Below are 26,234 nucleotides of genomic sequence, written 5' to 3'. Positions count from 1 at the left end.
GGTTCATACCGAATTAAGTAGGACTTGAGCGGTAAACAAAAGGAATGGGAGATGAAATAATGTTTTTGGCAATACGTGAACTAAAGCATTCAAAGTTACGTTATCTGCTGATTGGACTGATCATGGTATTGGTCGCTTTGCTTGTCTTTATCATTTCAGGATTAGCTAATGGACTTTCTTCAGATAATGCTTCATCCATACAAAACATGAAGGCCGACTATTTCGTAATGGAGCATGACTCCAAAAATAAATTGAACCGATCGATCATATCCGTGGAGAAGCTGGATGAAATCCGGGCTTCAGCCGATGTTAAAGCAGCCGAAGGTTTGGGGCAAATGATGATCACATTGAATAAAGTCGGCTCATCAGAGAAAACGGATGTCACCATTTTTGCGACCGATGCCAGCGGTATTTTAGCACCGAAGGTCATTGAAGGAAAGAACTATGACAATGAGAGACAAGGTGAAGTCGTAGCAGATCGTTCCTTAAAAGAAGTGGGTTATAAATTGGGTGATTCACTTAAAGATGGCCTATCAGGCAAAGTTTTCACCATTGTTGGTTTTACGGAAAAGCAGTCTTACAGCCACTCACCGGTAGTTTACATGAACGTTAAGGGATGGCAGGAGATTAATCCTGCATTGAAAAATCAAGATACGGATTCAATCAGTACGATAGCCGTGCAAATGGATTCGAAGTCAGAAGAAAAAGTACGTGAATCATTGCCTGAAGGACTAACGCTCATTTCGAAAGATGAATCACTTCAGAGCATACCAGGGTTCAAAGAGGAACAGGGTACGTTGACGATGATGATTGCCTTCTTGTTTGTCATTGCAGCTTTCGTTTTGGCTGTATTCTTTTATGTGATTACCCTGCAGAAGACGAATCAATTTGGAGTCCTTAAAGCACTTGGGGCCAATACGGGCTACTTGGCAAAAAGTATCGTTGGCCAAGTAATGCTGCTTGCCGTGACATGCATAGCCATCAGTGTTGCCCTGACATATGTCGTCACGTTAATCATGCCAGAAGGAATGCCATTTGAATTGAGTAGCGATTTGGTCATTAAATATTCCGTGTTACTTTTGGTTGTATCCGTATTGGGTTCGCTGCTATCACTATACCGAGTTGCGAAGATAGATGCGATCGAAGCAATTGGGAGGGTATCATGATGGGGGATAAACTATTATTTGAAAACATCAGCAAGATTTATGGGGAAGGCGATATTAAGGTGACAGCCCTTGATAATATTTCCCTGAATGTGAGGGCGGGGGAATTCATTGCCATCGTGGGTCCTTCAGGTTCAGGAAAAAGTACTTTTCTTTCGATAGCAGGTGCGTTACTATCTCCGAGCAAAGGGCGCTTACTGCTGAATGATGAGGATATTACAACTCTATCTCCAAAGGAATTGACTAGAGTCCGCCTTGAAAAGATCGGGTTTGTATTCCAATCATCGAATCTTGTGCCATACCTCACTGTAAGGGATCAGCTTCTGCTACTTTCCGAACTGATTGGCAAGCGGGATAAAAAAACCATGAAAAAGGCGGACGAATTGATTAGCCACCTTGGACTCGGACATCGGGCAGATCACTTGCCGGAAGCTCTGTCGGGCGGTGAGCGGCAGCGTGTAGCCATCGCCCGTTCGCTGATGAATGATCCAGAAATCATTTTAGCGGATGAACCAACCGCAAGCCTTGATTCCAAAAGAGGCAGGGATGTTGTTGAAATGCTTGCACATGAGGTGAAGTCAAGAAATAAAGCGGCCATCATGGTAACGCACGATGAAAGAATGTTAGATTTATGTGATCGAGTGGTCAATATTACGGATGGTAAGGTTTTTGGATGAAGTCATACGAAAATACTTTCAATAAGCTGTAAATAGGCCGCCGTTTCTCCAAAGGAATGAGGGGAGGCGGCGGCATGAATCAAAACCTGGTTAATCAATCAGCATATACTTACTGGTCGTTACTTTATAGTAACGGCCTGCAATTATGTATAATACCTTGCTTGTAGCCCGGATTTTTCGGAATGATCATGTTTTTCTATCTTAAAGAACAAGCCGTGATAGGTTGCTTTCACACCTGATTCATTTCGATATTCTTTGTCGTATATGTTGATTAACTCTCGAAAAAGGGAAGGACGCTGGCAGTAGTTTTCTTTGTTGCTGTTAGCCGCACCAATCTTTTTAATTGAAGTGAAAAATTCACGTACTGTCTGAAAGTGCTCCAGTTCAAACTTTTCCATTTTTGTGATCTCGATTGGAACTGCTGATGAATAGGGGATTGCTGCTTCACAAATTCGGGATAGTTCTTCTAGATTGTAAAACATTTGGCCTGGTGAACTATCAATAGAAAGCTTAAGCTTTTCTTTCGCCTGTTCATATGACCTATGAAGCTCTTGAAAGGTATCTATTCCGAACGTTGAAAATATCAGGCTTCCTTCAGCCGTTAATCTTGTAAACAGTTTTTCAAGTGTTGCAGGAAGATCATTCAGCCATTGAAACGTTGCATTGGAAATAATCAAGTCGTAATTTTCAATATGCGCCATTTCCTCGATATCCGTACATAAAAATGTAACACGTTCTTTATCTGTCATTCCTTTTGCCACTTCGACCATTCCTGGTGCCAAATCAACAGCCGTAATAGCGGCATTGGGAAATGTTTTGACGAGTAACCTGGTTAAGTAACCAGTGCCGCAGCCGATTTCAAGAATATTGATTTTATGATTGGTGTTTTTTTGAGGAAGCAAATCCACTAATTGTTTTGCCATGCTTTTTTGGACATTGGCGTACGCATCATATGTTTTCGCGTGTTCACTGAACCGTTTGCTTAACAATCGTTTATCAATCATGATTGTACTCCTTTTGAACAAATGTTTTTATAAACTGGACACATTCCTGCGGATTTGTGAAAAATGGAATATGACCAGCGCCTTCGATAATATGAAACTCGGCTTTCCCACCTAGATTTTCTTTAATGAAGGAGGAGGCTTCAAGCGGACAAATGTTGTCTTCCCTCCCATGAAGCAATATACAGGGGGCCTCGATCCGGTCGAGTTTTGCTCTAGCATCTTTCTGAAGTAGATAATCCAAGCCAATAAGAAGCGAAAACACATCATCTCCATGAAACTCGCTTTGAATGGTCGAGATGAATTGATGATAAAAACCTGCTTCTTTTTCAGCTTCGGAAAACATCGCTTCATAGAAAGAAGTCAAAGTCTTTTCTTTATTCCGCTGCAGTTGTTTCTTCATGCGCTCGACCATTCGTGGATCCCAGCCAAATGGATAATGCTCTCCTGTTATAAACCGACTTGTTGCACCAAAAAAGATAAAACCTTTTATTTTTTCTCGATACGAACTTGCAAGTTCAAGTGATACTAGTGATCCCAATGACCAGCTCAGTAAATAAACAGGACCATCGATGGAAGTGATTGTGTCTATGACTTTTTCTTCAAAGTCATTTAATGCTTTCATAGCTCTCCATTCTATAAATGAAAGGTGAAATAATTCTGACAGCGGTTTGATTAACGGCTGAAACGCCTCTTTTTCCATTCCCCAGCCAGGAAGCACGACTAAATTCGGCTGTTTCATTCAATAACACCCATTTCTTTTCCTATGATGGATACCTTTTCAACTGCCCAATCAAGATCTTTTTTATCGTGGAGAGCTGTTACGGTAAACCGGATTCTCGCCTCTTTCTCTGGGACGGTCGGCGGCCTGACAGCAATAGCAGCAATTCCTTCTTTTTGCAAGCGTGCGGCAAATTTCATCGCTTTTTCGTTTTCCCCGATGACGATAGGAACAATTTGTGATCGGCTTCCGCAAATATTAAACCCGTAATATGTAAGTTCTTCTCTAAAGTGATTTGAGTGTGTTTGGAGCAGTGAGCGGCGTTCAGGTTCTTGCTGTACAAGCTCAATCGCTGTTTTTATGGCACCGAGTATGGTCGGTGGGAGTGCAGTTGAATAGATGAATCCGCGCATGCGATTTTTTAAATAGTCGATGAGCCATTTTTTCCCGACGACATAGGCACCGAATGAACCGAGCGCTTTACTGAATGTTCCCATTTGGATATCTATTTCATTTTGAAGTTGGAGATGACCGGCATAACCTTCACCGTTTTTCCCGTAGATGCCGCTTCCGTGTGCTTCATCTGTCATTAGCATTGCGTTATAACGTTCCTTTAACCGAACGAGTTCTTCGAGATAAGCAAAGTCACCGTCCATGCTGAAGACTGTATCCGTCACGATTAATTTACGTGCTTCAATTGGTGCTTTTTTCAAAAATGCTTCTAAATGATCTAAATCATTATGACGATAGCGTATATGCTTTGCACGGCTTAAAAGAGCTCCATCGACAATGCTTGCATGATTCAATTTATCGCTATAAATAATATCGTTTCGGGACAGCAAGGTGGATATAATTCCAAGGTTCGCGTTATATCCACTGTTGATAATGAGTCCTGCTTCGGCCTTCTTCCAATCGGCAAGAGCTTGTTCCGCTTGCTCGTAAAGTGGATGATTGCCAATGATCAAACGTGAAGCCGTTGCTCCTGCACCGTATGTATATACTGCATCCACCATCGCCTTTTTCAGCCGCTCATCCCCTGCATATCCTAAATAGTTATTAGAAGCTAGATTTAGCATCTTGCACCCATTGATCATCAGCCATGTCTGGTCGGCGAATGCTGTCGATACGAGTTCGCGTTTTTGCGATATCCCTTCTAAATAAGCCAGTTCTTTCTTTATTTTTTCTTCCCAACAAGGTAATTTTTTTTCACTGTGCATGCCCATTCTCCTTTTTATATGTTAACTAAAATGAATATAAGTTAACATATAAAATATTCTAATCATGACTCAATGAAACTGTCAAGCCTTGATAAGGGACTGAATAAATTAATCCGGGGATATTAAAGGTCGAAAAAAGACACTTATGAAAAGCGTGCTGTTTGGTTATGTGAACCAAGTTAAGGAGCATGAAACTAATATAAAAATAAGTTTGGGGAGAAGGAGGCTAGGCATCGGCTTTGTTAAGCTAATGTATAAAAGAGCTTGGTGAAAATTAGTGCCTTTGTATGTATTGAGCCCGTTCATTGAAGATAATCTAACTTTCAAGGTAGTCTTTTTGTTAAACCTTCAAATCTTTGAAGGATTAAATGGAATTCCATGTTACTATAGAGCAGTGAATTTAACCGAATTCACATTAACCATTACATAAAGGAAGGGTAATAAATATGAAAAAGATTTCTTTGGATGTTTTCTTTATATTAATAGGAGCTTTTATTTTCGCTTTGGCAATAAATCTTTTCGTCATTCCCAATGAACTTGGTGAGGGAGGAGTCACGGGGATAACCATCATTTTATTTTATCTTTTTGAATGGTCACCAGGGCTGTTAAGTTTGATCATTAACGCTTTCCTGCTAATCGTTGGTTATAAATATTTGTCGAAAATGACAACGGTATATACAATCATAGCCGTTGCATTTAATTCACTTTTCCTGCATTTAACCGAAAGCTGGACGATATCTTCAGATGAATTGGTCATCAATGCGATATTTGGCGGGGTTTTTGCCGGTGCAGGAATTGGCATGATCATCCGTGTTGGAGGCACTACTGCCGGTACGACGATCCTGGCCCGAATCACGAATAAGTATTTGGGATGGAGTTTAAGCTATGGACTTCTGTTTTTCGATTTAATCGTTGCGTTCTCATCTTATTTCATCATTGGTGCAAAAGGGCTGATGCTCACGATCCTTATGCTTTATATTGGAACAAAAACGATGGAATTCATCATTGAGGGATTGAACCCGAAAAAAGCGATTACCATCATTTCAAATGAAGCGGACCAGATTGCAAAACAAGTAACCGAATTGATGGACCGCGGGGTCACTGTTTTTAGCGGTCATGGATACTATACAAAAGCATCCAAGGATATTTTATATATCGTTATAAGTAAGCAAGAGGTACTAAAGTTAAAGAGAATAGTGCAGTCGACGGATAGCAACGCTTTTATAGCCATACATGATGTTAGGGACGTATTTGGTGAAGGATTCCTGGATATCTCAAAGTCCTGATGCGATTTGAGAGGCGGATTATATGCGAATGAAAAGGCCTAATAGGCTTTTTTATTTTGCAATGAAAAAAATCTGTAAATTCCAAATATTTTGTTATATTATGTAAATAAGAAAACACACCCTGAGGAGTGCAGCCATTAAATGTGGAGGTATCCAAGATGATTCTTTTAAAAGTGGATGACAGAAAGTTCGGGAAAAGCAATATCAAGTACAGTGTCGTTGATAAGGAAACGAATGAATTGATCATTAGCGGTGTGTTTAAAGAGTTTGGACAAGCAAGCGATAAATATTATGAATTGAAGGATGAATACGGTTCATCCAATGTGAAGATGATATTGAAGTGAAAAGAGGGGGACCGACGCGGGTTTCCCTTTTTTCGTAGCATTGCTAATATGAAAATAGCCCGTACAATAAATAATCGGATAAAGGAATATTCATGGGTTTCTGAATCATATAATTAGATTAAGAGAGTTCTTGACATCCTTTTTTTACAATATACTACAATTTTATTGTAAATTATGGCATTTGATGGTAATATAAAGCGCATAAATGTAAACGTTTGCAAAAAGTATTGTGAGGAGGTGATGTAAAAGAAGTACAATAGACCACGATTTTTATAGAATGAAAGGCTTTTATTTTACTATTTTATGCAAACGTTTTCTTAAAATTGCGTGAATCATATGAAAAAGGGGGAGTCGGTAGGCATGAAACGTAAAAAATGGTACGGGGGAATTCTTACTGTTTTATTAGTTTTTAGTGTGATTTTGGCTGGATGCACTTCTTCAACTGGTGGAAACGGAGACTCAAAGGATGTCGTGACGCTGGATATATTTCAATTCAAGGTAGAATTCAAGTCGCAATTCGAGGCATTGGCAAAACAATATGAAAAAGAGAATCCAGATGTAAAGATCAAGGTATCGACAGTTGGCGGCGGAAATGATTATAAATCAGCCATTACGGCAAAGTTCGCATCAGGAGAGGAGCCGGCGGTCTTTAACATTGGCGGACCGGTGGATGTCGAACAATATAAAGATAGATTAACAGATTTAAAGGATACGAAGGCTGCAGCAGCTGCACTTGAGGGCACTTTGGATGGCGTGGAAGAGGACGGGCAAGTCCTTGGACTTCCATTTAACCAGGAAGGATACGGCTTGATTTATAACAAACGGATATTTAAAGAGGCTGGAATTAATCCTGATGAAATTACAAGTTATGAAGCCTTAGAGGCGGCAGTCAAGAAAATGGATTCACAGAAAGACAAATTGAAAATCGATGCAGTTTTCGCTTATCCGGTCAAAGAGAAGTGGGTGACAGGAAACCATTTATCCAATGTTTTCTTAGCGCCGGAGTTTGATGGGAATGTGTTAGAGGCTAGCAAGGCTCCAACGGTTAAATTCACGGATGGTGACAAGTTCAAACAACTGGTCGATATTCAAAATAAATATTCCGTCCAGCCGACAGCAAGCCTCGATTACTCCCAACAAGTGGAAGAGCTGTTCTCACTTGAAAAGGTTGCTATCATTCAGCAAGGCAACTGGGTGTATAACACAGTATATGATATGGATCCTGAATTAGCTGAAAAGGGGATTGGCATCATCCCGATTCCAAATGGAGACTCTGCAGGCATGCCGGTCGGCGTACCGAACTATTGGGCAGTGAACAAGAAATCGGATGAAAAGGTACAAGAAGCAGCGAAGAAGTTCCTCGACTGGATGTATACATCCGAGGAAGGGAAAAAAGCCGTTTTGGAAGACTTTAAATTCATTCCTGCATATGAAGGATATGATGTAGAAAAAATTGCGGATCCAATTTCAAAAGAGATTTATAAATACTCCCAAGAAGGAAACACGATTGGCTGGGTGTTTAATGGATATCCGGTTGGTTGGAATGATGATCTTGGGGCAAGTGTCCAAAAATATGTAACCGGTAAATTGACTTGGGATGAACTTGTCCAACAGAACATTGAAAATTGGGAGAAGATTCATAGCAAATAAGTATTGGGATGCAAGTGACCGATCGGCATGAAAAGTGTGCCGATTGGTTGTTCCTTGTTATAGAAAAGTCGCTAAGGGAAATTGCCTCGACAAGGGATTCATCAATAACCCAGTCATGATCAAAAACCATTAACTATTAAATCATTTCAAGGAGGTCGGTTTCGTTGAGAAATCGGGATGCCGCATATTGGCTGTTTTTGACACCTGTTCTTGCTGCACTCATTTTGGTTGTTATCGTGCCACTCATCTACGGATTTTATTATTCCTTTACGAATTGGAACGGCTTGGGGACGCCGGATTTCATCGGTTTTAAGAATTATATAGACTTGTTTACGGATAAAGGGTTCCTTGATACATTTTGGTTCACCATTAAATTTTCCGTAGCGGCAATTGTGGTGATCAATATCATCGGATTAAGTTTGGCTCTCATCGTGACTTCGAAAATTAAATCAAGCAACATACTGCGGACGGTTTTCTTTATGCCCAATTTAATTGGCGGCTTGATTCTCGGCTTTATTTGGCAGTTCATTTTTATTAAGGTCTTCGGTGCGATCGGTGATTTGACCGGGATCGAAGCATTTAATGGATGGTTATCAACGACTGATACAGGTTTTTGGGGATTGATCATTTTAACATCATGGCAAATGGCCGGATATATCATGATCATTTATATTGCCTATCTGCAGGCCGTTCCTGAAGACTTGATCGAAGCGGCAAAAATTGATGGAGCTAACAGTTTCCATCGTTTTCGCCATATAACTTTTCCACTAGTGGCACCCGCTTTTACCGTCAGTTTGTTTTTGACTCTTTCCCACTCGTTCAAGATCTATGATCAAAATCTTTCTTTGACGAATGGAGCTCCCTACAATTCAACTGAAATGGTTGCGATGAACATTGTAAAATCGGCCTTCACTGAAAACGATATGGCATACGCCCAGGCAAAAGCCGTTATCTTTTTCGTGATTGTGGCGGTCGTTTCGCTGACACAAGTCTATTTCAATAAAAAACGGGAGGTTGAGCTGTGATGAGGGGAAAATGGAAATTGTGGCTAATTGGATTCATCGGATTCATTTTAGCCATATTATGGCTCACTCCGTTTTATTTAATGCTTGTAAATGCCTTTAAAATGAAACGGGATATATTTGCAGATACACTGGGACTGCCTGAAACCTGGACATTCGAAAACTTCGCTCAAGCTTTCGAGCAATTGGATTTCCTCCGGACTTTATTCAATTCTTTATTGATATCGGGCGTCAGTGTAGTCATCATCATCATTTTTTCTGCGATGGCAGCATACGCTCTTTCCCGAAACAAAAGTAAAATAAGTTCCCTGCTTTTCTTCGTGTTTGTAGCAGCCATGCTAATTCCGTTTCAGTCTGTGATGATACCGCTCGTTGCCCAATTCGGACAGCTTGGGATGTTGAACAAGGCCGGACTGATTTTCATGTATTTAGGTTTTGGCTGCAGCCTTTCCATATTCTTATATCATGGTACCTTAAAAGGGATTCCCATCTCACTTGATGAGGCAGCAAAGATTGATGGTGCTAACCGGTTTCAGGTATTTTGGTATATCATATTTCCATTATTAAAACCGATGTCGATTACAGTTGGCATCTTAAATGTCATTTGGATATGGAATGACTATTTGCTGCCATCCCTTGTTATTGGCGGGGCGGGATCGGAGACCATTCCGCTTAAATTATTCTTCTTTTTCGGTCAATATACGAAGCAATGGCATCTTGCCTTGGCTGGACTTACTTTATCCATCATTCCAGTCATCATTGCGTACTTTTTTGCTCAGAGGCAAATTATTAAAGGAATTGCAGATGGAGCCGTTAAATAACTATTTAAATATAGGGAATATTAAGCCATGTGCGGTGAACGGGGAGTGTTGATGAATTTGTCTGTTACTATAAAAGACGTTGCCAAAAAAGCGAATGTCGCTCCATCAACGGTGTCGCGTGTAATCCATAATAGCCCGACAATCAGTGAAAAGACAAAGAGGAAAGTACGCAAGGTATTAAAGGAAATGGGCTACCATATGAATGAAAATGCCCGGAACCTAGTCACGAAGTCAACCAAGGCCATAGGGATCGTCATGAAAAGTTCGGCAAGGGAATCACTTTATAATCCCTTTTTTCCAGAAGTGATCCGTGGCATCGGGGATTTCTGTAATAAAGAAGGGTACAGTCTTTCTCTAACAACCGGCGAAACGGAGGATGCCATCTTTGAGGATGTCGTGAAGATGGTTCAGGGCAGAAGAGTGGATGGCATGATTGTTTTGTACTCTAAAAAGGACGATAAAGTGGTGCCATATTTATTAAAGCAGGGCTTCCCGTTCGTTTTGATCGGGAAGCCAAGCACGAACATGAGCGGCATCACATTCATTGATAACGATAATGTTCAAGCGGCCAGGGAAGTATCGGAGTTTGTAATCGGCCTTGGACATGAGCGAATTGCCTTTTTAGGGGGCAGTCCCGAGTTTGAGGTGATCCAGGACCGTTTAACAGGCTTTCAACAAGCGATGGAACAGGCCGGGTTGGATGTACGACAGGAATATATCAAATTGATTCCTTTAAATCGGACGGATGGAATAAAGGCGATTGATGAATTGCTGGAATTGAAGGAGGCACCAACCGCATTTTTGGTTATGGATCTTTTATTGGGTGTTCTCTTGCTTGGAGTGTTGGCTGAAAAGAACTTGAAAGTGCCACGTCAAATAAGCGTCGTCTGTTTTAACCACTCAGAATTCATAGAATTTTTAAGTACGCCGCTGACAACGGTTGATATCCATACGTATCAGTTAGGATATGAGGCGGCAAAATGCGTGTTCGATCTAATTGCAAATCCGGAAATGATGGAAAAGAGCATCAGCATTCCTACCAAAATCATAAAGCGGGAGTCGCATTTTGATGCCAAAAAGGAAATTAAATGAAAAATGTAGAAATCTTTTACCAATTAATGCTTGATTTTTGCTAACATAAATTTACAATATAGATTATCACTATAATTTTTAAAAAATCATACTTTGAAGGCATAAAGTATGTTCTTATAATTCGATCTTCTCTAACGCAAACGTTTGCGTTATGAATAAAGAGGTAATAGTTAAACATGCAAAGCAAGTTACCGTGAATTGAATCTTGAATGGAGGAGGTTGTACATGAGAGTCCTGGTATGGAATGAGTTTCGCCACGAGAAAACAAAGCCTGAAGTAGCAAACGTATATCCGGATGGTATCCATGGTGCAATTGCCGGCTTTTTACAAAGTGGGCAGGTCGAGGTGAGAACCGCCACTCTTGATGAAGAAGAGCATGGATTGACCGAAGAGGCACTGAAACAAACCGATGTACTTCTGTGGTGGGGGCATGTTGCACACGATGAAGTTCAGGATGAAATCATTGCGAGGGTTCACAAGCGAGTACTCGAGGGAATGGGTCTCATCGTCCTCCATTCTGGTCATTTTTCAAAGATCTTCAAACGATTAATGGGCACGACTTGCGATTTGAAATGGCGGGTGGCGGATGAAAGGGAACGGCTATGGGTTGTCGATCCAAGCCATCCTATCGTTGATGGAATCGGAGAATATATAGAGCTTGAGAAGGAAGAGATGTACGGGGAACATTTTGATATTCCTGCACCAGATCAATTGCTATTCGTCAGTTGGTTTGAAGGCGGGGAGATATTCAGAAGCGGTTGCACGTATCAGCGGGGAAAAGGGAGGATTTTTTATTTCCGTCCAGGTCATGAAACATACCCTACCTACCATAATCCCGAGATTCAACGAGTGATTAAGAATGCCGTTAATTGGGTCAAGCCGGAAAATGGAATCGTAACGAACTACGGGAAAGCCGAACCGTTGGAATCCATCTCAGGCAAAGAGCTGAAGTGAAGGAGAGAACAATATGGGCAAAGTGAAGGTAGGAGTCATTGGATGCGGGAGTATTGCAAAAAACAGGCATTTTCCGGAGTATGATGCACATCAGGAAACGGACATCATTGCGGTTTGTGATATTGTACCGGACCGGGCGAATGCAGCAGCACAAAGGTATGGCGCACAAGCATATACTGATTATATAGAACTTTTGAAGAATGAGGAGATAGAAGCGATCAGTGTATGTACCCCGAATTACCTGCATGCACGCATCACAGTTGCGGCCTTGGAAGCTGGTAAGCATGTCCTTTGTGAGAAACCAATGGCTACTTCTTTAGTAGACGCTGAAAAAATGAATGCAGCAGCAGCGAAAAGCGGCAAAATACTAATGATCGGTCATAATCAGCGTTTTGTTCCCTCTCATCAAAAAGCGAAGCAGCTTATTGAGAGCGGGGAGGTAGGGAAGGTCTATAGCTTCCGGACGGCTTTTGGACATTCCGGGCCGGAAACCTGGAGCGTAGACGGACTGGAAAGCTGGTTTTTTAAAAAGGATCAGGCAGCCATTGGTGCAATGGGCGATTTAGGCGTTCATAAAGCTGATTTATTAAGGTATATCCTAGGAGAAGAATTTGTTGAAGTGGGAGCCTTTGTGGAAACGACTGCCAAGAAAAATACAGACGTTGATGACAGTGCGGCCTGTATCCTCCGGACGGAGAGCGGTATCATCGGAACGCTTACCGCCAGCTGGTCTTATGCAAAAGAAGACAATGCTACGGTCATTTATGCGGAAAAAGCGGTATTACGCCTTGAAGACGATCCGAAATACTCACTGATCATCCATCATGATAATGGAAAAACGGAAACCATCCAATTAGGAAGCATCCAGACTAATGACTCAGAAGGACAGCATGACTCCGAAGTGATCAGCCACTTTGTAAAATGTGTGGTGGACAATGTGGAGCCACTTGTCTCAGGAGTTGAAGGATTAAAATCATTAAAAGTCATTCTTGGCGCGATGGAATCAAATGCATCCCGAAAAATCATCCGCTTATAAAGGGGTTAAAAGTCATCATGTACAAATTAAAAATGGGTATTATCGGAGCTGGCGGAATTGCCCAAAAAAGGCATATTCCAGCTTTTCAAAAATTTCAAGATAAAGTGGTTTTATACGCCATTCATGACATAGATGAAATGAAGGCGCGAGAAGTTGCGCGTGAATTTCATATCGAAAAGGTTTTCACAAATTATGAAGAAATGTTTGCCGAAGTGGATGCTGTTACGATTGCAACACCAAATAAGTTCCATGCGGAGATTTCCATTGCTGCCCTGCAAGCGGGTGTACATGTGTTATGCGAGAAGCCAATGGCCATTACAACGGAGGAATGTTTAGCCATAACCGAGGCTGCAAACATATCGGGTAAAGTTTTATCGACCGCTTATCATTACCGCTTCATGAAGGAAGCCCAGGCTGCAAAGAAAATGATTCAGGCCGGTGAAATCGGTGAACCATATGTAGCGCGTGTACAGGCAATCAGAAGACGAAAAGTCCCTGGCTGGGGAGTGTTTACAAGCAAGGAATTGCAAGGCGGTGGAAGCGTGATCGATTATGGCTGCCATTTGCTTGATTTGGCTTTATGGCTGATGGACGACCCAGAACCGATTGAAATCGTAGGTTCGACATATAATTATGTCAGTAAGGGTGTCGATCAAGTCAATTTATGGGGGAATTTCGATGCCTCTGTATTTGAAGTGGATGATCATGCCACGGCATATATCAAATTTGCCAACGGAGCATCTTTATTATTCGAAACATCTTGGGCCGCGAATATCCGTGAAGAAGCAACTGTTTTAAGTTTATCCGGAACGCAGGGCGGACTTGATGTGTTCCCGCTGGTCTTGAATCAGGCTAAGCACGGCATGCTTTTAAATAGTGAGGCAGTATGGATGCCAGGGGAAGATACACCAGACCTGCAGCAGGCAGAGAATTTTATTAATAGCTGTCTGGGGTTGGCAGAACCATTGGTAAAACCATCGGAAGCCATGAAAGTTTCGAAAATAATCGAAGCCATTTATCAAAGCTCGGCAAGTGGGAAGGTCATGAGCATAAATTAATGAAAAGGTGAGGTGGGGCTTGTGAAATTAGGGATTTTTACAGTGCTATTTGCTCAAAAATCATTTGAGGATATGCTTGATTATGTCGCAGACTCAGGATTAAAAACAGTTGAAATCGGTACAGGCGGGTATCCAGGCAATATCCACTGTCCGCTCGATGAACTGCTGGAAAGCGAAGAAAAACGCCAAAAATACCTCGAAGCCATCCAAACAAGAGGATTAACAATCAGTGCATTCAGCTGCCACGGCAATCCAATATCTCCAGATGAAGCATTCGCCAAAGAAAGTGATGAAACACTGATTAAAACAATCAAGCTTGCATCCTTACTGAACGTCCCGGTAGTCAATACCTTTTCTGGTACAGCCGGTGATCACGAAGGAGCCAAATATCCAAACTGGCCTGTCGCCCCATGGCCGAATGAGTATACAGATGTACTGAAATGGCAATGGGAAGAAAAATTGATTCCCTATTGGAAAAAAGCAGCCGCCATTGCCGATGAGCACAATATAAAAATCGGACTTGAACTGCATGGGGGCTTTCTCGTCCACACACCCTACACCTTGTTAAAACTTCGGGAAGCAACATCTGATGCAATAGGCGCCAACCTTGATCCAAGCCATCTTTGGTGGCAGGGCATCGAACCAGTCGGGGCCATCAAAATCCTAGGGAAAGCGGGAGCAATCTACCACTTCCACGCTAAAGACACATACTTGGATCAGGATAACATCAATATGTATGGATTAACCGACATGCAGCCATATGGAAATATCCAGAGCCGTGCCTGGAATTTTCGCTCTGTAGGATGCGGCCACAGCCTCCAAGAATGGTCCGACATCATGAGCGCCCTTCGCACATACGGTTACGATTATGTCGTCAGCATCGAACATGAAGATCCGCTGATGTCAATTGAAGAAGGATTCCAACGGGCTGTTACCAATCTGAAAACTGTACTCATCAACGAAAGCCCAACAGATTTATGGTGGGTATAATTTACACCCCATAACGAGCAGCCTATTGCAGGTTGCTTTTTATTTTGGCCCTTACTCGTGAAAAAGTGGAATTCATAAGTAAAAGCGCAAAACTCACGAGTAAAAGCTGAATTAATAATACGTCAAAATTTCTTTTCCAATGTAGATAGCTGGCTAAAAAAAATTAATCAATTTGGCAGTCACACTACTATGTGTTACAGCATACCTTGTAGTAGTAACACTGTATACCAGCGGCACTTAATAGTGAAGTTGCAAAATATTTTTAATATAAAATTTGACACCTCTGCTACTCAGTGTTACAGTTTAGATGTAATAAGTAGTACTAAATAGTGTGAATTCCAAAAGCTATTCAGTAAAAATTCCCCTCGGAACTACGTTATACTTTATATGAGTCACAAAAAAGAGGAGGCTCTGAACATGGAAAATTTAACTGAAATGCTGAAGGGTTCGCTGGAAGGCTGCGTGCTGGAAATCATCAGCCGCCATGAAACATATGGCTACGAGATTACCCGCCGCCTGAACGAGCTTGGGTTTACTGAAGTCGTGGAAGGGACGGTCTACACGATCCTCGTGCGATTAGAAAAGAAAAAACTGGTGAACATAGAGAAGAAACCGTCAGATATGGGGCCGCCCCGCAAGTTTTACTCACTTAATGAGGCTGGCCGCCAGGAACTTGAATTGTTTTGGGAAAAATGGGATTTTGTATCATCGAAAATCAACGTCTTAAAGTCAAACTAGCTTCATAAGATATTCCGTACGATATTTTTGGAGAGACCTGTTCAGCCTTTATAAAAAAGGGAGGGAAAATAAATGATGGAATTGTTCAAAAAAATGATTGGTGATAAAAAAGAGTATAAAATGATGATGGCACGGGTTGAAGCCCTGCCAGAGGACTACCAGTTTGTATTTAAGAAAATTCAAAACTATATGTGGAATTTCTCAGCGGGTAACGGGATGGATATGCTGCACATGCAGTATGAATTAATCGAGTTGTTCGAAGCAGGTGCGGCGGAAGGCAGACAAGTGCTGGAAATCACTGGGGACGACGTGGCGTCATTTGCCGACGAACTAGTGGCAAATGCTAAAACCTATTTCGCCAAGTATCGTGAAGAATTGAATGACAGTATCATGAAGCAATTGGGGAAAAATAAATTCAATAAATAATTCCGACTGAATAGCTGGTTACAAATGCCACCTTCGCTATTCAGTTATATTTTAACCTGGTAGTAAGTCATACAGATTATTAGTCAGACTAAATAGTGGAGTATAGGCAATCTAGTTCGGCAAGGCGCTCGACCGGATAATGACGGACCTTACAAGCGGCTTTGCTGCGATATTATAAGGAGGAAAAAAGGTATGAATAATGCAGCGATTTCTATAAAAGGGTTAAAAAAATCATTTAAAGACAAGGAAGTCTTAAAGGGGGTGGACTTTGAGGTACGGCGTGGCGAAATTTTCGCACTGCTGGGCTCAAATGGAGCGGGCAAGACGACGACGGTCAACATCCTCTCGACTCTGATGAAGGCCGATGGCGGCGAAGTAGGCATTTGCGGCTTTGACGTCCAGCGTCAACCGGATCATGTTCGCCAGAGCATCAGCCTGACAGGGCAGTTCGCAGCTTTAGACGGAATGCTCACCGGTCGGGAAAACCTGCTGATGATCGCCAAGTTGCGGGGAGTTTCCAATCCCGCTCAAGTAGCCGACAATCTGCTTGCAAGATTCAGCCTGACCGATGCAGCCAACCGCCGGGCGGATAAATATTCCGGCGGGATGAAGCGCCGGCTTGACATTGCCATGAGCCTGATCGGGACGCCAGCAGTCATTTTTCTCGACGAACCGACGACAGGGCTTGACCCTGAAGCGCGAATTGAAGTCTGGGATACCGTCAAGGAGCTAGCCGGCGGTGGCACGACCATATTGCTGACGACCCAGTATCTGGAGGAAGCCGAACAACTGGCGGACCGAATCGCCATCCTGCATGGCGGAAAAATCATCTCGACCGGCACCCTTACCGAACTCAAGGAGATGTTCCCGCCAGCGAAAGTGGAGTACATCGAGAAGCAGCCGACATTGGAGGAAATTTTCCTTGCGATCATCGGCAAAAAGGAGGAGATATAAATGAAAAGAAAAACAGGGGTATTACTAGGGCGTTTAATGCACAACATCATGCGCAGCCCGGATACAATTATCACGGTGGCGATTACGCCGATTATGATGATGCTGCTGTTTGTTTACGTATTTGGCGGTGCCATAGAGGCAGGCACAGACAACTACGTCAATTATTTATTGCCGGGAATCTTGCTGATGGCTATCGCATCCGGTGTAGCTTACACTTCCTTGCGGCTGTTTACGGATGTAAAGAGCGGGCTGATGGCGCGTTTCATAACCATGCCCATCAAGCGTTCGTCGATATTGTGGGCTCACGTGTTAACCTCGCTTGTTTCCAATGCTCTTACTGTCGTGGTGGTTATCCTCATCGCGCTCTTGATGGGCTTCCGCTCCAGCGCTGATATCCTGGATTGGCTCACGGTAGCTGGGATACTCGGGCTGTTTACGCTGGCACTGACATGGTTGGCGGTCATTCCAGGGTTGACTGCGGGGTCAATGGAAGGGGCGACAGCCTACTCGTACCCGCTGATTTTCCTGCCGTTTATCAGTTCGGCCTTTGTCCCAACCGAAACCATGCCTAAAATTGTCCGTGCGTTCGCTGAGAACCAGCCAGTGACTTCAATCGTGAATGCGATTCGTGCCCTCTTGTATGAAGGGGCTGTTGGTAACGATATCTGGATCGCACTTGCCTGGTGCGTCGGCATCATGGTCATCGCTTACTTCTTCGCCAGTAAAGTATTTAAACACCAGTTAGGGTAAGTACACCATAGAGCAAACTATTGACGTAAATTCTCTGAAATTAAAAAAGCGATGCCCCCAGAAATCTGGGGGCATCTTCATTATCATCTTTGCCTTGGAGTATAATTCAATTCCTTAAATAGTTCCGTCAATTCATCCTCAGTTAGATCGCGCCATTGTCCGATCGCCAGTCCGTCCAGATGGATGTTCATGATACGGATTCGATGTAAATCACGGACTTCGTACCCGAGTGCGGAGCACATTCGGCGGATTTGTCTGTTCAGTCCTTGCATCAAAGTAATGTTAAATGTATATTTGGTCAACTGTTCGACCTTACATGGAAGTGTTTTCGTATCCAAAATCTCCACTCCGGATGACATATCTTTAATGAAGGAAGCGGTAAGTGGTTTATCTACGGTTACGATGTATTCTTTTTCATGTTTGTTTTCTGCACGAAGAATTTCATTCACGATGTCTCCATCATTTGTAAGAAGGATCAGACCGCTTGAGTCTTTGTCCAGCCGTCCGATATGAAAAATGCGAAGCGGATGATTGACAAAATCAACGATATTCCCTTTTATGTGTTTTTCAGTCGTACTTGTAATCCCTATCGGTTTATTCAGTGCAATATAGACATTTTGCTGTTCCACTTTTATCGGCTTGCCATCGACACGAACATCATCACCGGATTCAGCTTGACTGCCGAGCTCTGCTACAGTGCCATTAATCGTCACACGGCCTTCGGCTATCCATTTGTCTGCGCCCCGTCGGGAGGTAATTCCGGATTCACTGATATATTTATTGATCCTCAACTAAAGCACACCTTTTCATTCAGATTTTCTTCTTTAAAGGATAACGTAAATCATGGTGCATAGACAAGGGGAAAAGACAATTAAGCATAGTTGGTGAGAAGTACTGGATGTTCATTACATGTTCTTCGTGAGAGCTGCCGAATTTTCTTTTTTCTTTTTGCTTGTCAGGTAGACGCCAATGAAGACAAAAAGACCTCCCAGGATTTGGACAATGGTAATTGAATGACCTAAAATCAGGCTAAGAATGGCGGTAAATACAGCAATCAGATTGAGATAAATTCCAGCCTGGCTAGCATGGATATGACGAAGGGAAATATTCCAGAAAATAAAGGAACCGACAGATGGGAAGATTCCAATATATAAGAGACCCGTGACGGCTTGACTGCTTAAATCAAGGTTCATTCCCGAGCCAATGGCAAATGGAGCGACGAGAATCAATCCGAGAAATACGGAAACGGCAGTGGCTGAGATGATCGGAATGTTTTTCAGTTTTTTACCGATTATTGAATAGAAGGTCCAAACGAGAATTGCCAGAATCATCAATAAGTCGCCTTTATTGTAAGTGAGCTGGAAAATATCCAGAAGATGTCCTTTTGTCAAGACCAATAAAACGCCGAATAAAGATATGATTAGACCGAGTGCATGGGGGGCTGAAATTTTCTCCTTTAACAGCAAAGCCGAAAAAAGCACAATTAAAGCAGGGTTCATCGAATTGACAAGAGCCGCATTCATGGAAGTTGTATAGGTCAGGGCCCAATAAAGGAAAAAATTATAACTGATGATTCCGAGCACACCCATGACAAACAGTAATCTCCATTCTTTCCATACACTCTTCCAATTTGGTTTTTCAATCCATTGGGCTAAAGGAAACAATAAGAAAACGGCTATTAGCCATCGCGTAAATGTTAGTTGGATCGGGGAAAGTTCGGTCACAACGTATTTTCCGAAAATGTAGTTACCGGCCCAAAACAAATTTGCCAAGATAAGAAATAAAATAACAATAGATTTTTTCATCAGACTGCCTCTTCCTTAATTGGTGGAATATTCACTAAATATACCAAAGCAGGAGCCCCTAAGCAATATAGCAAGCCTACTAGCCAATTTTTGTAATAGATGGACCAAAGAGAAGGATAAATAGAAAAAAGGCCGTTCAACATGAGCTGAACAGCCTTTTTTCACATCTATATTAAGCGAAAATGGCACTGATTTCGGCGATTTCATCCATAGTTAGTTCGACATCCAATGCTTGTAAGTTGCGTGTGACCTGTTCAGGCTTTTTCGCTCCGGGAATCAGTACATCTATCGAGTGCCGGGTTAAATACCAAGCTAGTACGACATCGGCGACATCGGTTTGCTTCCTGTTGGCAATCGCCCGGAGCTCTTCCACTTTTTGAAGGTTGCTTACAAAGGCTTGTCCTTGGAAAAGCGGACTTTTTGCCCGGCCGTCCTCGAATGTTGATTCCTGATTATATTTGCCGCCGAGCAGACCGGAAGCAAGGGGGAAATAAGGAATGAAGGAAATATTATTTTCGGCTGTATATGGCAGCAGGTCTTGTTCTGCCTCCCGTTTGAATAGATTGTACTCGGATTGCAACACATCGACATAGCCGTCTTTATTCGCTTCCTTCAATTGTTCGAACGAAAAATTCGAGACGCCGATGGACTTGATTTTGCCTGCATCCTTCAATTCCTTTAAGGCACCTACCGCTTCATCTTTAGGTGTATCCTCGTCAGGGAAATGGATATAGAATAAGTCGATGTAGTCGGTTTGGAGCCTTTTTAGACTCGATTCCACAGCATTTTTCAGAAAAGCCGGAGAGTTATCAAAGACGATATTGCCATCGGCAAATTTATGTGCTCCTTTAGTGGCAAGGACTATGTCCTCGCGTTTGCGGCTCTCTTTAAGGATTTCACCGATAAGTTCTTCTGAACGCTCAGGACCGTAAATGTAAGCTGTATCCCAAAAGTTGATTCCCTCTTCCAATGCCGTCCTCAAAACATCCCTTCCTGTATCCTCACTTAGATTAGGGAAAAGGTTATGTCCGCCAATTGCATTCGTGCCAAGGCCAATCGGATTTACATACAGATTTGTTTTACCAATACGGGTTTGCTTAGACATATTACTTATCATCTCCTTTGACCCCATCATAACAAAAAGCGGATGTTGATTTCCAAAATAAAGCAGTCCGGACGTGTACAAAATAAGCAGATGATCCGTAAAATCACCTGCTTACTTCATTATTATAATGTTTCGATTTCCAGCTCTTCAGCTCGAGCCGTTTGTCCAAATTGACTGAGAAGCAGGCCGAAGGCTGTACCGACGATAGCAGGGATGATCCACTCCATGCCGTAGGCAGAAAGGGGAAGGACATCACTCAACGTTTGTACGGGTCCTAATTGTAAGCCGAAGGCATTCAGTCCGTCCATCAAGGCGAAAGCACCTGTGAAAATCATTGCACTGCGATAAACCTTCTTCGGGTTTTTGAAATGACGGCTGAAGAATGTCAGGACAATCAGGACGATCGTTAACGGATAAGCCATCACAAGGAATGGTACAGATACTTTCAAAATTTGATTCAGACCCATATTTGAAAGGATGAAGCCGACGATTGTTACAATCAGAATGACGGTTTTATAGTTCAGCTTGGGGAAAAGTTTCGAGAAATACTGTCCGCAAGCAGTCGTCAACCCGACGACGGTGGTGAAGCATGCTAAAGTGAAAATGATGCCAAGAAGGACCTTCCCGCCAGTTCCAAGTAAAAGGGTGGATGCGACAGTGAGGATATCCGTTCCGTTTTCGAATGCCCCATCGGCTGCCATGCGTGCTCCCATTACACCTAAGGAGATATAAACTAAAGAAAGTAAAACACCAGCGATGAGACCAGCCTTTACTGTATATCTCGTCAATTGTTTTCGTTCGGAAATCCCCCTTTGCTGGATTGAAGTCAGGATGACGATTCCAAAAGCCAAGGCAGCTAGTGCATCCATCGTGTTGTAACCTTCAATGAACCCTTTCGAAAATGCTCCTGCAGCATATGCTTTGGTTGGAGCTAGGAATGGAGCATCAAGCTTTACGAACCCAACGACACAGAGAATGACCATGGACAAAAGCAGAACGGGTGTAATCCAGCGTCCCATGAAGGTTTCCATTTTCTCTGGATTCAATGAAATGGCATAAGCTGTGATGAAAAATATGGTTGTGAAAATGAATAGGAATAATGATTGATTCATTGAGTCGCCCAAATACGGCTTGAATCCCATTTCATAGGCAACATTCGCGTTTCGCGGAATGGCCAGAAAAGGCCCGATGCTTAAATAGATGACCACCATGAACAATGTGCTGAATAGAGGATGTACACGGGCCCCGATGGTTTGTGCCCCGCCTTTAACAAGTGAGACTGCAAGAAGCACCAAAATTGGCAGGCCGACCCCGGTTACAACAAAACCGGCAATGGCTGGCCAGAAGGAAGTTCCTGAAGATGCTCCCAAAAATGGAGGGAATATGAGATTTCCCGCTCCGAAGAACATTGAGAAAAGCATAAGGCCGATAAATAATGTGTCTGTTTTTTTCATGGTGAATTCTCCTTTTTTTTATAATGGTTACTCTCGCCGACTGGCCTGAAAAAGGCTAATTAAAGTGTTTTGTGCAAATAAAAAACTCGTCCCTGAAAATCAGGGACGAGTTTGTGCTCGCGTTACCACCCATATTCCGCACTAAAAAAGCTGCGGCACTCAGTCAACGTACGTATTCATACGTGATCCATTGTAACGGCGGAAACCCGTCAAAGCCTACTGGATTTTCAGCTTTGCATCTCAGAGATGATTTTCGGATAGGCCTTGGACATCGACTTCCACCATATGTCGACTCTCTGTGGAACAGGGTTCTCATCTTACTCTTTCTCTTCATAGATTTTTTAATATAGAGATAATTTAGCAAATTCTGATTATGAAGTCAATATAATTTATCATTAATCCTTTTAAAGGAGCAGGAAATTAGTCCCTCGTTGGCGAAACTTCCTATATCCAGAGGATATTTTCAAGAAGAATAGGATATTACTCCCTATTATCTTTCTAATCGCAACTATATTATAATAGAAGGCAGAACACTAAAGGAGACAACAGTATGTCTGAAAATAAGAAATTAAGCCTGGCGGATGCAGTCAAACAAAAACTGGCTCAAAAGCAAGCGGGATCAAGTAAAGATAAATTGGAAACAGGCGTTGTGAAGAAAACGAAACAGCTTAAAAGCCAGTTGACCAAAAAGCCGAATAACCAACGTAAGCGTACAGGGGTATAATCCTAATTTGTCAAAGGACAACGACTGTTCGGAGCTTATCAGTGAGCAGTTACCTTTTATGAATGAGGGTGCTGCTTTTTTATATGAACGGAAAAATGGGGATTTAGTAATGGACGGGGCAGGGTGATCTTGCTTTTTACAGTAATAGGCAGTTGAAGGGCCGGGCTTCTGGTAATTTGGAGGTATAAAGTATGGTTCGCCCACCTCTATCTGGTATGTGGTGAAACTGAAAAAACATTTTTCCCCGAATATGGAAATGACATTTCTGTATCGCTTTATTAAAAACATTACAGTTCTATTTGTTTCTGTTTTAAAATTGTAAGAGTGGTGACATGTTGTTACCATATTGTTTTGCTAAAATAACATTTTAAGGTTTTGTAAATGATTTTTTAACTAAAGGAACCTATAGATTGAATTTAGGTCTACTAGAAGGTATATAGAATCAGTGATTATCCTTTAATTAAAAATATGAAATATATCGGGGGAATAAAGATGGACGAACGGCTGATCGGAAAAAAACATTATGAAACGATGATTGAGGATACAAGGAAGCACCCGATTCAAGCTTTGGGAGAAATGTTTCTCGTGGAACAAAAAAAGGAAAGAGCGGATTTAACCGCCATTCGCTTTGCTCAAGGAGAAGTATATTTTCAGCATCATGACTATGAAGCAGCCATTTTTAAATGGGAGAACATAGAAGGGGAACTTGGTTCATGGGCGAAGAAAAACATCGCTGATGCTTATTTTGAACTGGAAATGTATTCAACCGCAGAGGATATCTATAAGTCCGTCGATACGGATGAAGCGGTCTTGAAAACAGAGGTTCTTTTGCAACTGTTTTCCCTGTACATAGTGGAATCGAGAAATGACCTGGCTTCCAAAGTCGTGAAAGAAGCAGTCGAGTTCCAACCGGATTACCCGAATGTCACGGAAATCGCACGTGCCTTTTTTGAAGAACAAAAGGATTGGAACAGTGCGGTGGTATTAGCGGCTAATGAAAGTATCCGTACAGAATCAATGGGCTGGTTCGATGTGCTGAAGAAGTATATCCAGCAAGGTGTTGCCCAATCGATGGATCCGGATTATTTTTCAACTGTCCTTGGTTCGCTATACACACTTGACCAGGAACGTTTCGAAAAGGTGACGGTTGCCCTTTGGAAAAATTATAAATATACGGATTCTTATTTCGAATGGCTAAGAGTGATTAATAACTTGATAGATACCATCGAATTGAACCATGCTGATGTATGGGATGAGCTTTCAGTCTATTATAGGGATGCATATGCAGGTCTTTTAGAAGGAACGCACCTAATCAAGGATTTAAGTCCAGTCGTGCCAAGGCTGCTGGAAAACTGGCTCAAAATCGCAGATGGGGAGCTCTCGCTGTTTGCCGCGGCATCCGCGTTGTCCTGGAATGAAATCTTCCCGGATACGATCAATGCGCTGGTCATTCAGGATGCAGAAAGCCTGTTGGCGAAATCGCCTAAATTAGGAGGGGGACTTGAAGCGGGGGAGAAACTGTTCAATTCCATTATCCAGTGGGCTGAAGAAAATGATTTAATGGTTGGCAATAAGCTTAAATGGATGGTCGAGGGGCTTAAGGATACCGGGAATTTCAATCTTCTTCTTGTGGGAAGTACAGGAAATGGAAAGACATCCTTCATTCAGTCAATTGTTGGCGAGAGCATTGCCGCTGAAGATCATTCGTCTTTAGTCAGTGTTAAAGACGGGGATGATTTGGAAATCCTAGAAATTACCGATACAGATAGAAAGGTTGTCATGGAGCTAACTGAACTGGATGAAACGCGCCGTCAGCGCGGGACTATTGTTGATGTGACAATCATAAGTGACTACCTAAGAAATAATGGTCTGCGATTATTGGATACACCGGGGTTCAATGGGGAAAAAAGCGTGGAATCGGATTTCCAAGGCTATTTACATGGCAGTGATGGACTGATGTTCGTTCTTGACGCCCGGGCGCCTTTCACCGGCAGCGAACGGGATCTTTTATTGGAAATTCAAATGATGGCTCCGAAACTGCCGATTCATTTCTTATTAAATAAAATGGATACGATATACAGTGATCAGGTCGCAGTCCGGATGGAAGACGAAACATGGGATAAAGTGAATGCATATTTCCCGAATGCGAAAGTATTCGCTTTCTCCAAACTTTATGATAGCAAGCAGCAATTGAAAGACCTTTCAGCCTTCCTTCAATCGAATTACCAAGATGATAATTGGAAGGAAAGAAGATCTGAAAAAATCCTTGCATTCATTCGTAAAACTTTATCTTATCTGTTGGAAAAACGGGCAGCCAATGAGCGGAAATGCGAGCATTCCATCTCTTGGAATGAACAGATGGAAGTCAAACTGAATGGGGCGGTCAATCAACTGGCTGATTTGGAAAAAGAAAAAAGTGAAAATATCATCAGGTCGTATCGTCTGCTTAAGGATGAAGTGAAAAATCAGCTATTTTCTAAAATTCCTGAATTACTGAGGGATTGCTCTAAATCATTAACGGAAAGCAGTGATTTCAGTCAGGTCCATGTACAGTTAAATCAAGAAATGAATGAGCGGATTCAAAACTTCATTTCTGATAAGATCATGCCTCAATATTACCGTTCTCTTCAAGACTGGATTGCCAGTTCCCAAATGGAGTTCACACAAAGCCAGCAATTTATGGATGAGATGAGTGCCGGATTCAATGAATTATACAAAGAAGAACGGATTACGCTTGCAGGTGACTTCAGGGTATTGGATGACTGGCGCCGTGATGCCGATCGGATGACAAGCAGTATCCGCATCGAAAACGTTAATATCCTTTTGCGCAGGACTCCATCACAATTGCTGCTTAAAGGAGCAGGGAAGCTGTTTGGAGCCATACCGCAAAATAAAGCCAATATGTACAATCGTTATAAGAAGTATCTGGAAAGTGAAGATTACCTGGATGTTGCGGAAATGATCACGGAACGTTTCCTTACCCAATTTGGATTGTTTGAAAAATCTTTGGATCGGGACATCGCACTTTTCTATCGCAGTTCATTTGCGTTGCTTCAAAAAACGATTGAACAAACTCAGACCGAGATAAAAGACTACCAGGCTGCATTGGAGCACATGAAAGAAAATCCGGAAGTATACCGTGACCCGATCACTTTGTTCGAAGTGAAATTAAGGCAGTTGGAGAGGCTTGAAAAAATCGAGAAAAAGCGTCTAGCCCAGCTTCAAAGGAAATAAAAATGACGGGGA

The 26,234-nt window shown here is 42.3% G+C and carries 25 protein-coding genes and 1 other annotated feature; of the genes, 18 read left to right on the top strand and 7 right to left on the bottom strand.

From position 1 onward, the window contains the following. Positions 1-59: 59 nt before the first annotated feature. The gene (locus ACQKNS_RS22075) at positions 60-1,166 is read left to right on the top strand and encodes an ABC transporter permease (protein ID WP_427645397.1); all 1,107 of its coding nucleotides are present in this window, start codon (positions 60-62) and stop codon (positions 1,164-1,166) included. Beyond that, the gene (locus ACQKNS_RS22070) at positions 1,163-1,840 is read left to right on the top strand and encodes an ABC transporter ATP-binding protein (protein WP_427645396.1); all 678 of its coding nucleotides are present in this window, start codon (positions 1,163-1,165) and stop codon (positions 1,838-1,840) included. The genes ACQKNS_RS22075 and ACQKNS_RS22070 overlap by 4 nt, the downstream gene beginning before the upstream one ends. A 143-nt stretch (positions 1,841-1,983) precedes the next feature. On the opposite strand, the gene bioC is transcribed toward ACQKNS_RS22070, so the two are convergent. From bioC to bioF, 3 genes are read right to left on the bottom strand one after another with little or no spacing between them, the layout of a single operon-like run. Continuing rightward, positions 1,984-2,844 carry a malonyl-ACP O-methyltransferase BioC gene (gene bioC, locus ACQKNS_RS22065; RefSeq protein WP_427645395.1) on the bottom strand — a complete coding sequence of 287 codons (861 nt, stop codon included), beginning with the start codon at positions 2,842-2,844 and terminating at the stop codon, positions 1,984-1,986. Then, positions 2,837-3,583, bottom strand: coding sequence for an alpha/beta fold hydrolase (locus ACQKNS_RS22060; protein WP_427645393.1), 747 nt, complete (start codon positions 3,581-3,583; stop codon positions 2,837-2,839). Before ACQKNS_RS22060 ends, bioC begins: the two co-directional genes overlap by 8 nt. After that, positions 3,580-4,779: an 8-amino-7-oxononanoate synthase gene (gene bioF / locus ACQKNS_RS22055; protein WP_427645391.1), complete on the bottom strand. Its 1,200-nt coding sequence runs from the start codon at positions 4,777-4,779 to the stop codon at positions 3,580-3,582. The genes ACQKNS_RS22060 and bioF overlap by 4 nt, the downstream gene beginning before the upstream one ends. Positions 4,780-5,225: 446 nt before the next feature. Here bioF and ACQKNS_RS22050 point away from each other — a divergent pair, with 446 nt between their 5' ends. The 14 genes from ACQKNS_RS22050 (at position 5,226) to ACQKNS_RS21985 (ending at position 17,900) form a co-directional block, all read left to right on the top strand. Next, complete coding sequence (locus ACQKNS_RS22050; protein ID WP_427645389.1) at positions 5,226-6,065, top strand: YitT family protein; 840 nt, start codon at positions 5,226-5,228, stop codon at positions 6,063-6,065. A gap of 158 nt (positions 6,066-6,223) precedes the next feature. Further along, the gene (locus ACQKNS_RS22045) at positions 6,224-6,409 is read left to right on the top strand and encodes a hypothetical protein (protein ID WP_063235290.1); all 186 of its coding nucleotides are present in this window, start codon (positions 6,224-6,226) and stop codon (positions 6,407-6,409) included. Between the two features lie 360 nt (positions 6,410-6,769). Further along, complete coding sequence (locus ACQKNS_RS22040) at positions 6,770-8,059, top strand: ABC transporter substrate-binding protein (RefSeq protein WP_427645388.1); 1,290 nt, start codon at positions 6,770-6,772, stop codon at positions 8,057-8,059. Between the two features lie 164 nt (positions 8,060-8,223). Next, positions 8,224-9,084: a carbohydrate ABC transporter permease gene (locus ACQKNS_RS22035; protein WP_427645387.1), complete on the top strand. Its 861-nt coding sequence runs from the start codon at positions 8,224-8,226 to the stop codon at positions 9,082-9,084. Next, positions 9,084-9,902 (top strand): carbohydrate ABC transporter permease, encoded by an 819-nt coding sequence (locus ACQKNS_RS22030; RefSeq protein WP_427645386.1) that lies wholly within the window; start codon positions 9,084-9,086, stop codon positions 9,900-9,902. The genes ACQKNS_RS22035 and ACQKNS_RS22030 overlap by 1 nt, the downstream gene beginning before the upstream one ends. Before the next feature lie 57 nt (positions 9,903-9,959). Further along, positions 9,960-10,994 carry a LacI family DNA-binding transcriptional regulator gene (locus tag ACQKNS_RS22025; protein ID WP_427645464.1) on the top strand — a complete coding sequence of 345 codons (1,035 nt, stop codon included), beginning with the start codon at positions 9,960-9,962 and terminating at the stop codon, positions 10,992-10,994. Positions 10,995-11,219: 225 nt separating this feature from the next. Next, complete coding sequence (locus tag ACQKNS_RS22020) at positions 11,220-11,948, top strand: ThuA domain-containing protein (RefSeq protein WP_427645385.1); 729 nt, start codon at positions 11,220-11,222, stop codon at positions 11,946-11,948. Positions 11,949-11,961: 13 nt separating this feature from the next. Continuing rightward, on the top strand, positions 11,962-12,984 hold the full coding sequence (locus ACQKNS_RS22015; RefSeq protein ID WP_427645384.1) for a Gfo/Idh/MocA family protein: 1,023 nt from the start codon (positions 11,962-11,964) through the stop codon (positions 12,982-12,984). A gap of 17 nt (positions 12,985-13,001) precedes the next feature. Continuing rightward, on the top strand, positions 13,002-14,042 hold the full coding sequence (locus ACQKNS_RS22010; protein WP_098370422.1) for a Gfo/Idh/MocA family protein: 1,041 nt from the start codon (positions 13,002-13,004) through the stop codon (positions 14,040-14,042). A gap of 21 nt (positions 14,043-14,063) precedes the next feature. Continuing rightward, a complete protein-coding gene (locus tag ACQKNS_RS22005) occupies positions 14,064-15,032 on the top strand; it encodes a sugar phosphate isomerase/epimerase family protein (RefSeq protein ID WP_427645382.1) in 969 nt (322 codons plus the stop codon). 417 nt (positions 15,033-15,449) lie between these two features. Further along, a complete protein-coding gene (locus tag ACQKNS_RS22000) occupies positions 15,450-15,770 on the top strand; it encodes a PadR family transcriptional regulator (RefSeq protein ID WP_377395309.1) in 321 nt (106 codons plus the stop codon). Positions 15,771-15,842: 72 nt separating this feature from the next. Next, complete coding sequence (locus ACQKNS_RS21995) at positions 15,843-16,196, top strand: DUF1048 domain-containing protein (RefSeq protein ID WP_427645381.1); 354 nt, start codon at positions 15,843-15,845, stop codon at positions 16,194-16,196. Between the two features lie 192 nt (positions 16,197-16,388). After that, the gene (locus ACQKNS_RS21990) at positions 16,389-17,150 is read left to right on the top strand and encodes an ABC transporter ATP-binding protein (protein WP_427645380.1); all 762 of its coding nucleotides are present in this window, start codon (positions 16,389-16,391) and stop codon (positions 17,148-17,150) included. Next, a complete protein-coding gene (locus tag ACQKNS_RS21985; protein ID WP_427645379.1) occupies positions 17,151-17,900 on the top strand; it encodes an ABC transporter permease in 750 nt (249 codons plus the stop codon). Positions 17,901-17,983: 83 nt separating this feature from the next. Here ACQKNS_RS21985 and rluF read toward each other — a convergent pair whose 3' ends face one another. The 4 genes from rluF to brnQ all read right to left on the bottom strand — a co-directional run bounded on the left by rluF (position 17,984) and on the right by brnQ (position 22,264). Beyond that, positions 17,984-18,691: a 23S rRNA pseudouridine(2604) synthase RluF gene (gene rluF, locus ACQKNS_RS21980; RefSeq protein WP_427645378.1), complete on the bottom strand. Its 708-nt coding sequence runs from the start codon at positions 18,689-18,691 to the stop codon at positions 17,984-17,986. Positions 18,692-18,805: 114 nt separating this feature from the next. Next, complete coding sequence (locus ACQKNS_RS21975) at positions 18,806-19,705, bottom strand: DMT family transporter (RefSeq protein ID WP_427645377.1); 900 nt, start codon at positions 19,703-19,705, stop codon at positions 18,806-18,808. 172 nt (positions 19,706-19,877) lie between these two features. Then, positions 19,878-20,810, bottom strand: a complete 933-nt coding sequence (locus ACQKNS_RS21970) for an aldo/keto reductase (protein WP_427645376.1) — start codon at positions 20,808-20,810, stop codon at positions 19,878-19,880. A gap of 122 nt (positions 20,811-20,932) precedes the next feature. Then, a complete protein-coding gene (brnQ, locus tag ACQKNS_RS21965; RefSeq protein ID WP_427645375.1) occupies positions 20,933-22,264 on the bottom strand; it encodes a branched-chain amino acid transport system II carrier protein in 1,332 nt (443 codons plus the stop codon). Between the two features lie 98 nt (positions 22,265-22,362). Beyond that, positions 22,363-22,607, bottom strand: a binding site (T-box leader). A 207-nt stretch (positions 22,608-22,814) separates the two neighbouring features. Here brnQ and ACQKNS_RS21960 point away from each other — a divergent pair. Together ACQKNS_RS21960 and ACQKNS_RS21955 are read left to right on the top strand one after the other, a co-directional pair. Then, a complete protein-coding gene (locus tag ACQKNS_RS21960) occupies positions 22,815-22,988 on the top strand; it encodes a hypothetical protein (RefSeq protein ID WP_164468807.1) in 174 nt (57 codons plus the stop codon). Between the two features lie 492 nt (positions 22,989-23,480). After that, positions 23,481-26,222: a GTPase domain-containing protein gene (locus tag ACQKNS_RS21955; RefSeq protein ID WP_427645374.1), complete on the top strand. Its 2,742-nt coding sequence runs from the start codon at positions 23,481-23,483 to the stop codon at positions 26,220-26,222. Positions 26,223-26,234: the final 12 nt, after the last annotated feature.

The organism is Peribacillus sp. NPDC094092 (genome assembly GCF_050279365.1).
GTDB lineage: Bacteria > Bacillota > Bacilli > Bacillales > DSM-1321 > Peribacillus.
This window is presented reverse-complemented; position numbering and strand designations above follow the sequence as displayed.

Coding starts and splice junctions, on each gene's coding strand:
- ACQKNS_RS22075 (WP_427645397.1), top strand. CDS start 60: ATGTTTTTGGCAATACGTGAACTAAAGCATTCAAAGTTACGTTATCTG.
- ACQKNS_RS22070 (WP_427645396.1), top strand. CDS start 1,163: ATGATGGGGGATAAACTATTATTTGAAAACATCAGCAAGATTTATGGG.
- bioC (WP_427645395.1), bottom strand. CDS start 2,844: ATGATTGATAAACGATTGTTAAGCAAACGGTTCAGTGAACACGCGAAA.
- ACQKNS_RS22060 (WP_427645393.1), bottom strand. CDS start 3,583: ATGAAACAGCCGAATTTAGTCGTGCTTCCTGGCTGGGGAATGGAAAAA.
- bioF (WP_427645391.1), bottom strand. CDS start 4,779: ATGCACAGTGAAAAAAAATTACCTTGTTGGGAAGAAAAAATAAAGAAA.
- ACQKNS_RS22050 (WP_427645389.1), top strand. CDS start 5,226: ATGAAAAAGATTTCTTTGGATGTTTTCTTTATATTAATAGGAGCTTTT.
- ACQKNS_RS22045 (WP_063235290.1), top strand. CDS start 6,224: ATGATTCTTTTAAAAGTGGATGACAGAAAGTTCGGGAAAAGCAATATC.
- ACQKNS_RS22040 (WP_427645388.1), top strand. CDS start 6,770: ATGAAACGTAAAAAATGGTACGGGGGAATTCTTACTGTTTTATTAGTT.
- ACQKNS_RS22030 (WP_427645386.1), top strand. CDS start 9,084: ATGAGGGGAAAATGGAAATTGTGGCTAATTGGATTCATCGGATTCATT.
- ACQKNS_RS22020 (WP_427645385.1), top strand. CDS start 11,220: ATGAGAGTCCTGGTATGGAATGAGTTTCGCCACGAGAAAACAAAGCCT.
- ACQKNS_RS22015 (WP_427645384.1), top strand. CDS start 11,962: ATGGGCAAAGTGAAGGTAGGAGTCATTGGATGCGGGAGTATTGCAAAA.
- ACQKNS_RS22010 (WP_098370422.1), top strand. CDS start 13,002: ATGTACAAATTAAAAATGGGTATTATCGGAGCTGGCGGAATTGCCCAA.
- ACQKNS_RS22000 (WP_377395309.1), top strand. CDS start 15,450: ATGGAAAATTTAACTGAAATGCTGAAGGGTTCGCTGGAAGGCTGCGTG.
- ACQKNS_RS21995 (WP_427645381.1), top strand. CDS start 15,843: ATGATGGAATTGTTCAAAAAAATGATTGGTGATAAAAAAGAGTATAAA.
- ACQKNS_RS21990 (WP_427645380.1), top strand. CDS start 16,389: ATGAATAATGCAGCGATTTCTATAAAAGGGTTAAAAAAATCATTTAAA.
- ACQKNS_RS21985 (WP_427645379.1), top strand. CDS start 17,151: ATGAAAAGAAAAACAGGGGTATTACTAGGGCGTTTAATGCACAACATC.
- ACQKNS_RS21975 (WP_427645377.1), bottom strand. CDS start 19,705: ATGAAAAAATCTATTGTTATTTTATTTCTTATCTTGGCAAATTTGTTT.
- ACQKNS_RS21970 (WP_427645376.1), bottom strand. CDS start 20,810: ATGTCTAAGCAAACCCGTATTGGTAAAACAAATCTGTATGTAAATCCG.
- brnQ (WP_427645375.1), bottom strand. CDS start 22,264: ATGAAAAAAACAGACACATTATTTATCGGCCTTATGCTTTTCTCAATG.
- ACQKNS_RS21960 (WP_164468807.1), top strand. CDS start 22,815: ATGTCTGAAAATAAGAAATTAAGCCTGGCGGATGCAGTCAAACAAAAA.
- ACQKNS_RS21955 (WP_427645374.1), top strand. CDS start 23,481: ATGGACGAACGGCTGATCGGAAAAAAACATTATGAAACGATGATTGAG.